Annotated in this window: 12 protein-coding genes; 6 read left to right on the top strand and 6 right to left on the bottom strand. The window is 73.8% G+C overall.

The features are described 5' to 3' along the window. Positions 1-96: 96 nt before the first annotated feature. Entirely contained in the window at positions 97-1110 is a 1014-nt protein-coding gene (locus AB0D01_RS26380) for an ABC transporter permease subunit (RefSeq protein ID WP_363059400.1), read from the bottom strand. 753 nt (positions 1111-1863) lie between these two features. Here AB0D01_RS26380 and AB0D01_RS26375 point away from each other — a divergent pair. The 3 genes from AB0D01_RS26375 to AB0D01_RS26365 are packed head-to-tail and all read left to right on the top strand — an operon-like array spanning position 1864 to position 4825. After that, entirely contained in the window at positions 1864-3090 is a 1227-nt protein-coding gene (locus AB0D01_RS26375) for an LLM class flavin-dependent oxidoreductase (protein ID WP_363059408.1), read from the top strand. After that, entirely contained in the window at positions 3087-4049 is a 963-nt protein-coding gene (locus AB0D01_RS26370) for an ABC transporter substrate-binding protein (protein WP_363059398.1), read from the top strand. The genes AB0D01_RS26375 and AB0D01_RS26370 overlap by 4 nt, the downstream gene beginning before the upstream one ends. Beyond that, positions 4046-4825: an amino acid ABC transporter ATP-binding protein gene (locus AB0D01_RS26365; RefSeq protein ID WP_363059396.1), complete on the top strand. Its 780-nt coding sequence runs from the start codon at positions 4046-4048 to the stop codon at positions 4823-4825. Before AB0D01_RS26370 ends, AB0D01_RS26365 begins: the two co-directional genes overlap by 4 nt. A gap of 36 nt (positions 4826-4861) precedes the next feature. Here AB0D01_RS26365 and AB0D01_RS26360 read toward each other — a convergent pair whose 3' ends face one another. Together AB0D01_RS26360 and AB0D01_RS26355 are read right to left on the bottom strand one after the other, a co-directional pair. Beyond that, positions 4862-5722: a glutathione S-transferase C-terminal domain-containing protein gene (locus AB0D01_RS26360; protein WP_363059394.1), complete on the bottom strand. Its 861-nt coding sequence runs from the start codon at positions 5720-5722 to the stop codon at positions 4862-4864. 95 nt (positions 5723-5817) lie between these two features. Then, the gene (locus tag AB0D01_RS26355; RefSeq protein WP_363059392.1) at positions 5818-5973 is read right to left on the bottom strand and encodes a hypothetical protein; all 156 of its coding nucleotides are present in this window, start codon (positions 5971-5973) and stop codon (positions 5818-5820) included. A 336-nt stretch (positions 5974-6309) separates the two neighbouring features. On the opposite strand from AB0D01_RS26355, the gene AB0D01_RS26350 reads away from it, so the two are divergent. The 3 genes from AB0D01_RS26350 (at position 6310) to AB0D01_RS26340 (ending at position 8785) form a co-directional block, all read left to right on the top strand. Continuing rightward, the gene (locus AB0D01_RS26350; protein WP_363059406.1) at positions 6310-6663 is read left to right on the top strand and encodes a GNAT family N-acetyltransferase; all 354 of its coding nucleotides are present in this window, start codon (positions 6310-6312) and stop codon (positions 6661-6663) included. Positions 6664-6864: 201 nt separating this feature from the next. Further along, positions 6865-7929, top strand: a complete 1065-nt coding sequence (locus AB0D01_RS26345; RefSeq protein WP_363059390.1) for an LLM class flavin-dependent oxidoreductase — start codon at positions 6865-6867, stop codon at positions 7927-7929. 154 nt (positions 7930-8083) lie between these two features. Next, entirely contained in the window at positions 8084-8785 is a 702-nt protein-coding gene (locus AB0D01_RS26340; protein ID WP_363059388.1) for a hypothetical protein, read from the top strand. Positions 8786-8826: 41 nt separating this feature from the next. On the opposite strand, the gene AB0D01_RS26335 is transcribed toward AB0D01_RS26340, so the two are convergent. The 3 genes from AB0D01_RS26335 to AB0D01_RS26325 form a co-directional block, all read right to left on the bottom strand. Further along, the gene (locus AB0D01_RS26335; protein ID WP_363059386.1) at positions 8827-10242 is read right to left on the bottom strand and encodes an alpha/beta hydrolase; all 1416 of its coding nucleotides are present in this window, start codon (positions 10240-10242) and stop codon (positions 8827-8829) included. Between the two features lie 227 nt (positions 10243-10469). Next, positions 10470-11540: an SDR family NAD(P)-dependent oxidoreductase gene (locus AB0D01_RS26330; protein ID WP_363059384.1), complete on the bottom strand. Its 1071-nt coding sequence runs from the start codon at positions 11538-11540 to the stop codon at positions 10470-10472. Then, a complete protein-coding gene (locus AB0D01_RS26325; RefSeq protein ID WP_363059382.1) occupies positions 11537-12721 on the bottom strand; it encodes a UDP-N-acetylglucosamine--N-acetylmuramyl-(pentapeptide) pyrophosphoryl-undecaprenol N-acetylglucosamine transferase in 1185 nt (394 codons plus the stop codon). Before AB0D01_RS26325 ends, AB0D01_RS26330 begins: the two co-directional genes overlap by 4 nt.

The raw sequence follows: 12721 nt of genomic DNA, 5'->3' as shown, positions 1-12721 counted from the left end.
GCCTCGTCCCCGCCGCGGCGGCGGGGGGGGGGGTGGGGGGGGGGGGGGGGGCGGGGGGGCCCCCCCCCCCGGGGGCCCCCCCCCCGGCCCGGTCCGCTACCGGTCGCGATGGATCGTCAGGGCCCGCAGCCGGGCGCGCAGTCGCTGCGGCGGCGTGGGCGGCAGGCCGCGGGAGGTGCCGCGCGCGTAGTGGCGTTCCACGTAGTACTGGCCCACGCCCAACACGGTCGTGACGGCGACGTACCACAGGGTGGCGACCATCAGCAGCGGGATGACCCGGTAGTTCTGGTTGTAGACCAACTGCACCGAGTACAGCAGGTCGTGCACGGCCAGCACGCTGACGATGCTGGTGCCCTTGAGCGTGCCGATCAGCATGTTCCCGGCGGTCGGCACGATCGAGCGCATCGCCTGGGGGACGACGATCCGGCGCAGGGTGCGCCGTCTGCTCAGGCCGAGGGCCTGGGCGGCCTCGACCTGGCCCGGGTCAACGGACAGGATCCCGCCGCGCACCACCTCGGCGGCGTACGCCGACTCGTGGAGGGTCAGCCCGATCACGGCGGTCAGGGTCGGGCCCAGCAGGTTGACCGTCTCGACGGTGAACAGCTGCGGGCCGTAGGGGATGCCGAGCCCGAGCGTGGGGTACAGGGCGCCGATGTTGAACCAGAACAGCAGCTGCACCAGCAACGGCGTGGACCGGAAGATCCACACGAAGCCCCAACTCAACTTCTGGAGAACGGGGTTGGCGGAGAGGCGCATGACCGCCAGCACCGTGCCGAACAGGAAGCCGAGCACCATCACCACGGCGGTCAGCCACAGGGTGAGCCACAGTCCGTGGAGGACGGCGGAGGTGGTGAAGTACGCGCCCACCACGCCCCATTGGAACGCGTCGTTGCGGACGACGGAGGCCACGACCATCGCGAAGACCAGCAGGGCGACGCCGGCGGACAGCCGCACGCCGAGGCGCCGGCGCGGCACGATCGGCGGCGCGTCGCCGCCGGGGCGGTCGTGCGCCCCGGTCCTCCCGGCGGGTGCGTCGGTCGCCGCGACGCGGGCGGCGCTTGGGGAGGTGGCGGGGTCGAGGGAGGAGGAGACGTCGGGAGGGGTGGCCATGGGAGGCTCTCCAGAGGAAGGGCGCGGGCGCGGGTGACCATCCCGGCGGCACGGTGTGCGCGGGCGCGCCGGAAGCGGCGGGGCGCGGGAAGGCGCGGGGCGCGCGCGGGCACGGGAACGTACGGCCGGGAATCGGGTGGGACCGGAGTCGTCACGCTCGCCGCGTCCCTCAACGCGACGGGAGGGCAACGGTGTTGACCGGGCCGCTCCGAGGCCGATCGTATGCGTCCACGACCCGGCCGTGTCAACCGCCCGGGGTCCCACGGCCGAGGCCCGAGGGGTGCGCTTCGTACGCGATCCCGGCCGTCCGCCATGCGGGCCGTTGCTTGACGAAAAGCAACATGTACTGCTCAAGTAGGGGCATGAACGCCCATCAGCGCCTCGTTTCGCGCGACTACATCGACTTCGGTCGGGTGTGGTCCGCGGCGTGTCGCGGCTGACGCGGCAGCGGGCTGTCTGATCGGCCCTTCCCTCCCTCGGTGACCCCGTCGCGGGCCGAGACCCCCTTCGCACCACCACCGGACGCCGGCCGGCACGCCCCTCGGGGCACGTGCCGCCGCGAGCCCGGACGTGCGTGCGCTGCCGCCCCCCGCACCCTGCCCTTGCCCGACGCCACGCGTCGTCACGCCCGCACCGCCCCGTACCCGCGTCCTCGACACCACGTCCTCGACGTCCTTCACCTTCCCCGGCAGCAGCGGTCGTCCCGGCATGCCCGTACGCACGATCCGCCGCCCCGTACCGAAAGGCCCCTCCATGCCCGTGGAGTTCCTCGGCATCGCCGCGACCGACGACGGCTCCGAGACCACCGCCCGATCCGGCGCCGCCTTCGACAAGGAGTACACGCTCAGACTCGCCCGCGCCCACGAGGACCACGGCTGGGACCGGGTGCTGTTCGCCTACGGTTCCGGTTCCCCGGACCCCGCGCCGGCGGCCGCGTACATCGCGAGCCGGTTGGACCGCCTCCAGATCCTGCTCGCCCACCGGCCCAACGTCTCCTACCCCACCTTCGCCGCCAAGACCTTCGCCACCCTCGACCGGATCAGCGACGGCCGACTGACCGTCCACTTCATCACCGGCGGCAACGACCACGAGCAGGGCCGCGAGGGCGACACCCTGACGAAGGACGAGCGCTACGCCCGCACCCGCGAGTACATCCGGATCGTCAAGAGGATCTGGACCACCCGTGAACCCTTCGACCACGAGGGCGAGCACTACCGCTTCCACGACTTCGTCAGCGACGTGTTCCCCGTCCAACAGCCGCGCCCCGACGTCTCGTTCGGTGGATCCTCACCCGCCGCGTACGCGGCCGGCGGCGCGGAGGCCGACGTCTACTGCCTGTGGGGCGAGCCGCTCGCCAGGACCGCCGAGCAGATCGAGTCCGTCAGGGCCGCGGCGAAGGCGGCGGGCCGCACCGACGTGCCCCGCATCCAGGTCGCGTTCCGCCCGATCATCGCCCCGACGGAGGAGCTGGCCTGGGAGAAGGCCCACCGCACGGTCGGCGCCATCACCCGGCGTCGGCAGGCCGGCCCCGTACGCGGCCGGCGCGACGGGGTCCTGGAAGCCGCGCAGCCCCAGAACACCGGCTCCCGGCGGCTGATCGCCATCGCCGAGGCGGGGGAGCGCTACGACCGGGCCCTGTGGACCCCGACCGCGGCCGCCACCGGTGGCGCGGGCAACTCCAACGCCCTGGTCGGCACGCCGGAGACGGTCGCCCAGGCCCTGCTGGACTACCACGACCTCGGCGTCGACATCCTCTCGGCCCGCGGCTACGACCTGCTGGGCGACGCCATCGACTTCGGCCGGTACGTGATCCCGCTCGTCCGCGAGGAGGTCGCCAAGCGCGACGCCGCCCGCGCCGAACGAGCCGCGGCCCGCGCCCGCGAGGCCGCCCGCGATGTCGCCCGCGATGTCGCCCGCGATGTCGCCCGCGACGCCGAGCCCCTCGCCGCGCACCGCGACGGAAAGGCCCTCGCGCTGTGAACCTCCCCGGCCGAGGGCTCCGCACCCGCCTGCGCACCGCCGCCGCCCTCACCCTGCTGTCCCTCCTGATGCTGACCGCCTGCGGCTCCGGCGACGGGACGGACCCGACCGCGGCCGCGGCCCAGGCCTCTCCCGCGCCGGCCGACGACCCGGTCGCCGGCGTGGCCGGCGTGGAGGCGATCGCGGCCCTGCTCCCCGCCGAGGTCCGCAAGGCGGGCACCCTGCGGGTGGGCAGCTCCGTCGGCTCCCCGCCGTCGGCGTACTACCCGAACGGCCAGGACAAACCGCCGGCGGGCCAGGACATCGACATCGCCGCGGCCGTGGCCAAGGTCCTCGGCGTGCGGCTGGAGCGCCAGGACGCCTCCTTCGAGACGATCCTGCCCGCCCTGGGCAGCGGCAAGTACGACTTCGGCACCGGCAACTTCGGCGTCACCACCGAACGCCTGGGGAGCATCGACTTCGTCACCTACGTCAACGACGGCCAGGGCTTCGCCGTCAAGACCGGCAACACCCGCCTCACCACGCAGGTGTCCGACCTCACCCAACTGTGCGGACTGACCATCGGCACCGGGGCCGGCACGACGTTCGAGAAGACCCTCACCGCGCGGAGCGGCGTCTGCGCCGAAGCCGGCAAGAAGCCGTACGAGGTCAAGGTGTTCTCCGAGCCCGGAGCCGTCACCACCGCCCTCCAACAGGGTCGGATCGACGTGGTCATGTCGACCATCAACGGGCTGCGCCACCAGGCGGCCCAGCCCGCCGCCCAGACCTCCTTCCTGGGCGAGTACCACCGCCTCGACGTCGGCTTCGCCTTCAAGAAGGGCTCCCCGCTGACCCCCGCCTTCCAGGCCGCCGTCAACGAGCTGATCAGGAACGGCACCTACGCGCGGATCCTGAAGAAGTGGGGCACCACCGCCTCCGCCATCGACACCTCGCGGATCAACCCGGCGGAACACACGTGAGCGCCGAGACCGCGCGCGAGGTCGTGGTCGAGGTGCGCGGAGTCCACAAGAGCTTCGGGTCCCTCCACGTCCTGCGCGGCGTCGACCTGGAGGTCCGCGCCGGAGAGGTCACGGTCGTCCTCGGCCCCTCCGGCTCGGGCAAGTCCACGCTCCTGCGCACCATCAACCACCTGGAGAAGGTCGACCGCGGCTGGATCGGCGTCGACGGCGACCCCATCGGCTACCGCGCCCATCGGGGCCGGCTGTACGAGCTGAAGGAGAAGGAGGTGCTGCGCAGACGCACCCGCATCGGGTTCGTCTTCCAGAACTTCAACCTCTTCCCGCACCTCACGGTGCTGGACAACCTCGTCGAGGCACCGGTGTCGGTGCTGCGCCGCCCGCGCCGGGAGGCCGAGACGACGGCCCGCCGGCTCCTGGACCGCGTCGGCCTGTCCGACAAGGCCGACGCCTACCCGCTCCAGCTGTCCGGCGGACAGCAGCAGCGCGTGGCCATCGCCAGGGCGCTCGCCCTCGAACCCAAGGTGCTGCTCTTCGACGAGCCGACCTCGGCGCTCGACCCGGAGCTGGTCGGCGAGGTGCTGGAGGTCATCAAGGACCTGGCCCGCGCCGGCACCACCATGATCGTCGTGACGCACGAGATCGGCTTCGCCCGCGAGGTCGCCGACACCGTCGTGTTCATGGACGACGGCACGATCGTGGAGCAGGGACCGCCCGCGGCCGTCCTGGACGCCCCGCGGCACTCCCGCACCCGCGCCTTCCTCTCCAAGGTCCTCTGACGGCGCCGCCCCCTCCGCACGACCGCCGGGGCGGCGCTACGGAGCCGTGACGGCGCCCTGGACGTGTCCGGCCCAGTCCACGATCCGCACCGCCGCGCCCGCAGCCTCCGATCCCCGGCAGCGCGCGTGGTGGCGAAGGACGATGCCGTCCAGGTCGAGGTGCGATCCGAAGGCGGGGTGCGCCGCCAGCCGGCCGGCGTACGACCACAGCCGCGGGTGGTCGGTGACGCGGAACACCGCCTCCGCGTCCAGGTGCCAGCGGTGCACCGTGTCCAGCTGCACCAGCGTCACCCACACGCTCAAGTCCGCGGCCGTGAGCTCCGCCCCCAGGACGTACGGGTCCGCGGCGAGGCGCCGCTCCAGTACGCCGAGCCCGCGCAGCAGCGTCGCGAGCGCGGCCCCGCGCGCCGCCGCGTCGACGCCGGAGCGGCCGGCGCGCTGCGCCGCCGCGTTGACGCCCCGCTCGCAGAGGCGCTCGACGGCCGCGATCCGGTCCTCGGCGCCGCGCGGGTACAGGCACGGACCGGCGGCGCCGAACCGCCGGCTCAGGTCGTCGAGGATGTCGGGCGCGTGCGTGCTGACGATCCGTCCGGTCCAGTCGTCGCCGAGCACCGGGGCGAGCGCCGGCCCCGGATACCGGTGCGCGCTCGACTCGTACAGGGGGCGCAACGCCAGGTGCCCCCCGTCGGGAGCGTCGGGCACGGCGGGCAGCGGGGTCATCGCGAGGACGTCCTCCAGACCGAGCAGGCTCCGCGTGATCGCGACCCGCAGGCACTGCGGACAGGACAGCGCGAGGTGCAGGCGGTAGCGGTGGGGAACGGCCGGGTAGCCGCTGCGCGCGTCACGGCCGATCCTGCCTCGGAAGGACGGGACGGCGATCGGGGAAGTGGCGGACATGCGTCTCCCTGGGATGCTCGATCACGGGCGTACGACGAGGCCCGCCGCGTCGTGGACGCGTCGCGGGACCGGTGCAGGAGTGGTGGTGCGCGGGATCAGGGGCGGGCGGGCGCGGAGCCGCCGAGGTGCGGGGGATTCGCCGCACTGCACACGCGCAGGAGGTCGATGTGGCGGCGGGACGTCAGCAGGGGCAGCGGAACGACGGCGCCGTGTGCGCCGTCGGTACCGCGGCCCCGCACAGAACAGCCCATGACTCCCCACCGGTTCACCAGGATGCGCCCTTGCGGAGTCTCGACCCGCACACGGGGGCTGTCAAGACGGCCGTTCGGTTCCGCGGCGCCGCGCCCGGCGCGGTGACCCCCGCCCGGACTGCCGGACCGGCCCCTTTCATTTCACCGAAAGGCGTTGTGTGTACGGAGGATGAAATCGCCGCACGCTCCACTCCTGACCCCCGGCCCCCGGCCGGGCCGGGGCCCCGCCACCGATGGAGAGGAGCCCGCGCCGTGACCACCAACGCGGTTCCCGCCCCGCACACGCACACGCGTAAGCGCACGAGCGCGCCCCCGGACGCCGCCGTCGCCCCGCACGTGCTCGACAACCCCGCCTGGGCCTCGTTGTCCGGCGCGCACGCCCCCTTCGCCGAGCGGACGACCCCGCCCCACGGCTGGGAGACCCTCGCCTCGATCCCCGGAGTCCAACTGGTCGACACCGCGCTGCGCCCCGAACCCGCCCCCGAGGCGGTCGTGCTCGGCCCCCGCGAGCGCGGCGAGGTCCCGTTCCTCCACACCGCCGCGAGCAACACGAACGCGATCCGGCTCTACGAGTCGATCGGCTTCACCCTGCGCCGCCGCCCGAACTTCCTCTCGGTCCGCGCTCCGGAAACACCCCCGCCAAATGCATTTCACAGCGGGGGCATTGAACGGGGCGGTGACGAGGAATAGCTTTTTCGAGGAGGCGGCCGGCCACGACGGAATTCCCCGGCCGGCTCCACGGAATCCCGCATTCTCACGCAGCGCAGCGTACCGGGCCGCCCGCCCGCGACCGGTCCGCTCGCTTTGCCCCGGCCGATCCAGTAAGGCGTGATCCGACGTGTCCTCGCCCCCCTCCGCCCCCGCCCGCACCGTCGGACGGGAAGCGGGATCGTGAAGTTCCTCGCCATCACCCTGATCACCGACTCCGTGGACCCGGTGACGGGCGCCCCCACCCCCACCCGCGAGCGGTTCCGCGAAGTGGTCGACGCCGCGCTGCTCGCCGAGGAGCTCGGATTCGACGGCTTCGGGGTCGGCGAGCGCCACGAGCGCCCCTTCCTGTCCTCCTCCCCACCCGTGGTGCTCGGCCACATCGCCGCGCTGACCCGCCGGATCCGACTCTTCACCGCCGTCACCACCCTGAGCCTGCTGGACCCGGTGCGGGCGTACGAGGACTACGCGACGCTCGACCACCTCAGCGACGGCCGCCTGGAGCTGATGATCGGCAAGGGCAACGGCACGGCCCAGCGCGAGCTGTTCCACGTCACCCCCGAGGACCAGTGGGAGCGCAACGCCGAGGGCTACGAGCTGTTCCGGCGGATCTGGCGCGAGGACAGGGTGAGCGCCGAACCGCGCTTCCGCCCCCCTCTGGCCGGCGCCGAGGTCCTGCCGAGGCCCTTCCAGCCGGAGCTGAGGGTCTGGCACGGCAGCGCGACCAGCCGGGAGTCCGTCGAGCTCGCGGCGCGTTACGGCGACCCGCTCTTCTCCGCGAACGTCACCCACCCCATCGGGCCGTACGCCGAACTCGTCCGCCACTACCGGGAACGCTGGGCCCACCACGGGCACGACCCCGCGCACGCGGTCGTCGGCGCCGGGACGGCCGGCTACCACGCGGCACCCACCTCACAGGGGGCGGTGGCGGCGTACCGGCCGGCCTTCGCCCGCTACCTGCACTTCCACGCGCTCCAGGGGGTGCCGCCGGTCTTCCCGACCCTGGAGGACTTCGTGGAGCGGAGCTCGGCACTGATCGGCAGCCCCCAACAGGTGATCGAGAAGGTCCACCGCTACCACGAGGCGTTCGGCCACACCGCGCTGCACCTCCAGGCGGAACCGGGCGGCCTCGCTCCCGCCGAGCACCGCGCCTCCCTCGAACTCTTCCAGTCCCGGATCGCCCCGGTGCTGCGCCGTGAGATCCCCGACCCGGCCTTCCCGCCGAGTCCGGCGCGCGAGGGCCGTTGAAGGACGCTGAAGGGGCGCTGAAGGGGCGCTGAATCCTTTACCCGGTACGACTGTTCCACCCGGGCGGGTGGACGGGCCGGGCAGAAGGGCGCCGGGGCCGCGGAGGGCGCCTATAAAAGGGCCCGTCATGTTGATCAACTGATGGGTCCCCACCATGTTGCAGGCAGCTCTCCGGGTCCTCGCGGCCGTCTCCCTCGTCTCCGTCGTCGCGGTCACCCCGGCGACGGCCGCCCCCGTCGCGGCCGAGGACGAACTCACCAAGCCCTGCGGGCCGACCGTCGAGTACCGGGCCTGGGACTGGTACCGCACGACGACCGACAAGTCGATCGACCAGGACGTCGCGGCGGGCGCGGCCGGCGAGCGCTGGCAGTGGCGCAGCGACGTCAACACGCTGTGGCGCGGTGACACCCGGGAGACCGTCGAGGAGATCTTCGACACGGGCTTCACCCCGCGCGGCACCCAGGTGACCCCCCTCGCCGAGTACATCGTCAAGGGCGGCGGGCAGAACAGCGCGCACCTCAGCACCAGCTGCGAGAAGTGGGTGGCGCAGAAGTTCGCCACCTACGGCACCGCCAAGACGGGCTGGGTCTACGAGATCCACGCGCCCGGCGGCATCGACGTCAACGCCACGGCGCACCTGAACAACTACAACTCGCCGTACCTCTGGAACAAGGAGGTCGACTTCCCCGGCGGTGTCAAGGGCCACTACATCAAGGGCGCCTGCAAGTACCGCCTGACCCACACCGACCCGGAGACCAAGGTGAGCACCTTCGAGGAACTCGGCTGCAAGGACAACGCCGGCTTCGCCCCCTACAAGGTGGACGTCTCCGCCCTCGCCGCCGCCGCCGCACGCTGACGCCCCGCGCCGACGCCCCGCACCCCGAGCGGGAGGGGGCGTCAGCCGCCCGTCAGGGTCTTCTGGAGCCAGTCGAACACCACCTCGCAGTGCAGCTGCGGGGCCATGGGGGAGCAGTGCAGTTGCGCCCCCTCGGCGGCCGTGAGCCTCAGGTAGTCCTTGGGCGAGGTGAGCGCGTCGTACATCCGGCGCGGCTGGCCCGGGTAGAACTGCTCGCCCTCGTAGTCCAGGACCAGGGTGGGCGCCTTGATCCGCCCCACCACGTCGGTGATGGACAGCGCCCGGATGCGGGTGGCCGGTGTGTAGAAGTCGGTGAAGAGCCTGCCCTGCCGGGCTTCGAGCATGGCGGCAGCGGAGAACGGTTCGAACCGCTTCTTCATCACGGCCGCCGCGTCCGGCGGGAGTTCGGGGACCACCTCCTTGTTCCAGATGTCGTTGGTCCGCTGCCTGTCGGGGGTGAGGATCTCGCGGATCTCCGGCGGGAAGCCCAGCCACGGCTCCACGCAGCCGGGCATGGCCACCAGCGCGGAGATCCGGCTCTCGAACGCCGCCGCCCGGGGCGCGAGGTCCCCCGCCATGCTCAGCCCCGTCAGCGCGATCCTGTCGGTGTCCACGTCGGGGCGGGCCCACAGCCAGTCCACGAGGGGGGTGACCACCTTCTCCCAGGTGGGCGTGAACACCACCCGGTCGACGAAGAGCAGCTGCCCCTGCCCCGGGCCGTCGTAGACGAGGGCGTTCCAGCCGCGCTCCAGCGCGGCCGGGACCCCGTAGGTCCACATGTCGACGTTCTGGCCGTCGCTGCCGTTGGTCAGGATGACCGTGGGGCGCGGCGTGTTCGTGGTGTCGGGGCGGAAGAACCACACCGGCAACGGCGTCGTCCCGTACCGGACGTCCGCCTTCACCGGTGGAGGCTCGCACAGGTCGCAGAAGGCGTCCCACGCCCCGCGCCCCGCCTTGTAGAGCGCCTCCTCGCTGCCCGGATCGTCGGAACCGAGGACGAAGAACAGCGCCTGCCCGTAGTACTGCGCGGCGCGCAGCGCCCGGAAGCGCCGGGTCTGCCCGTCGGCCGGGGCGCCGGGCGGCGCCTTCAGGAGCCGGTCGCCGAGCTCGCGGAAGGTCCGTACGTAGGCCTGCGCGGTGACACCGGCTCCGTTGATCGCGTTCACGGCGGTGAGCACCTCGCCGACCTCGGCGGCGCCCGCGCCCGAGGCGCCGAGGGCGAGGAGACCGTTGAAGTTGTACGCCGGATCCTTGAACAGCGTCATCGCGCCCGGGGTGATCCCGGCACCGGCCGCCGTCGTCGCGCCGGGGGTGGCGGACGCGCCGGTGGTGGCGGCGGCGGGGGATCCGGACGCGCCGGTGCGGGCGCACCCCGCCGTGAAGGCGGCGCCCGCGCCGGCGAGCAGCAGGGCGCGACGGGTGGGGGTCGAGGGCCGGTCGCCCGATATGTCCGTCATGGCACCGCAACCTAGCCCCGCCCCGGCGCGACGACATCCCGGCGCGGCGCCCGTCGGGCTCCCGCCCCACCCTGCCGCCGCCCCCGCGCGGGCCGTGCGGGCGGGCCCGACCAGGCCCCGGCTCCGCCGGTCCGGGGTCCCGCCGCGCTCCGCGCGCGTTGGGCCGTTCGGCGTACGCTCGCGGAGGGTCGCGACCGGGCGCGGACGTCCCCGTCGGGCCCGCGCGGTCAGACCGCGTAGCGGTCCGGGGCGAAGAGGTGCGGGTGGGCCTCGATCCACTCCGAGGTGCGGCGCAGCCCCTCCGCGAGCGGGACCCGAGGGGCCCAGCCCGCCCACGCGCGGGCCCGCGCGTTGTCCGACAGCAGCCGGTGCACCTCGCTGCCCGACGGCCGCAGCCGCGTCGGGTCCACGACCACGCGGGCCTCCCGCCCCGACGCGGTGATCAGCGCCCGCGCCAGGTCCCCGACGGAGATCTCGCGGCCCGAACCGAGGTTCACGACCTCGCCCAGCGCCCGCTCGCACCGCGCCACCGCCAGGAAGCCCTCGGCGGTGTCCGTGACGTAGGTGAAGTCCCGCGTCGGTGTGGTCGAACCCAGCCGGACCTCGCGCGCGCCCGCGTGCAGCTGCGCCAGGATCGCCGGGATGACGGCGCGTGCCGACTGGCGCGGGCCGTAGGTGTTGAAGGGGCGCACCACGGTGACCGGCAGTTCGAAGGCGTGGTGGAAGGAGAGCGCCATCATGTCGGCGCCGATCTTCGAGGCCGAGTAGGGGGACTGAGGCTGGAGCGGGTGGCTCTCGGAGATCGGCGCGGTCAGGGCCGTCCCGTACACCTCGCTGGTGGAGGTGTGCACCAGCCGGCGCACGCCGTGGCGTCGGCAGGCCTCCGCCACGTTCTGCGTGCCGGTCACGTTCGTCTGCACGTAGGCGCCCGGCGAGTCGTAGCTGTAGGGGATGCCGATCAGCGCGGCCAGGTGGAAGACGGTGTCGCAGCCCTTCACCGCGTCGCTCACCCGGCCCGCGTCGCGGACGTCGCCCGCCCACATCTCCACGCGGCCGTCCGACGCGGCCAGGTGGCGGGCCAGGTTGCCCTTCTCGGCATAGGGCTTGTAGTGCACGAAGGCGCGTACCTTCGCCCCGCGCTCCACCAGCAGGTCCACCAGCGCGGAGCCGATGAACCCCTCGGCGCCGGTCACCAGGACGGTGTGGCCGGCCCAGTCGCCCGCCGGAGCGCGCGTGCCCGCGGCGTCGGCGTTCTGCGCGTTCTGCGCGGTGTTCGGGGTGTTCGGGATGGTGCTCATGCTGACTCCAGGGTGGGTCGGAAGGTGGGGAGCGGGAGGCCGGCCACGTCCAGTACGTGGGCGGCCAGGAGTTCCGCGGCCCGCGCGTGCGGGCCCGGATCGACCGCCGCGCCCATCGCGGCCAGCCGCGCCGGATCGGCCAGCAGCGGGGCGAGCAGCCCGGCGAGGCGCTCGGCGGTGGTCTCGGCGTCCGGCAACAGCAGGGCGGCGCCCGCGTCGGACAGCACCCGGGCGTTGTGCGTCTGGTGGTCGCCGGGTGCGTACGGGTACGGGACGAGGACCGCCGGCACCCCGGTCGCGGCCAGTTCCGCCACGGTCGCCGAGCCCGCCCGGCACACCACCAGGTCGGCGGCCGCGTAGACCAGGTCCATCCGGTCCAGGTACGGCACCGCGCGGGCGACCCGCCGCCCGCCGCCGGCCGCGAGCGCGGCCCGCGCGTCGGCCAGGGCCGCGGGACCCGTCTTGATCAGCAGCTCGACGTCCTCGGACGCCCGCCACAGCCCGGCCAGCCCGACGGCCGCCTCCGTCAGCCGCGCCGCGCCCAGGCTGCCTCCGTTGAAGACGACCAGCCGGCGCCCCGGCGGCACCCCCAGGGCCTCCCGGGCGGCCGTGCGCAGCGCGGCCCGGTCCGCCGGGGTCCGCTCCGCCAGCCGGGACAGCGCCGCCGCGATCGGCATGCCCGTGGTCAACGCCCGCGCCCCGCCCGCCAGCAGGTCCCGGCTGCGGTCGAAGGCCACCGCGACGTGCGGGGTGAGCCGGGCCGCGAACCGGTTGGCGCGGCCCGGGACCGCGTTGGACTCGTGGATCACGGCCGGCAGCCCCGCCAGCCGGGCCCCGACGACGGCGGGCGCGCTCGGGTATCCGCCCATGCCGACGACGACCTGCGCGCCCTGCCGCCGGATCACCGCCTTGGCCTGGTGCGCCGAGCGCAACAGGGCGGCGGGCAGCAGGTAGCGCCGCGCGCCCAGGGCCGGATCGAACGGGATCATGTCGACGGTGTGCAGCCGGTAGCCGGCGCGGGGTATCAGCTCGGTCTCCAGGCCCCGCTCGGTGCCGATGAAGGAGACCGTCGCGCCGGGGACGGCGGCGCGCAGCGCCTCCGCCAACGCCAGCCCCGGGTAGATGTGGCCGCCGGTGCCGCCCGCGCCGATGACGACGGAGAGGTGTTCAGAGGTGGTCAT

The organism is Streptomyces sp. NPDC048606 (assembly GCF_040650855.1).
Classification (GTDB): domain Bacteria; phylum Actinomycetota; class Actinomycetes; order Streptomycetales; family Streptomycetaceae; genus Streptomyces.
This window is presented reverse-complemented; position numbering and strand designations above follow the sequence as displayed.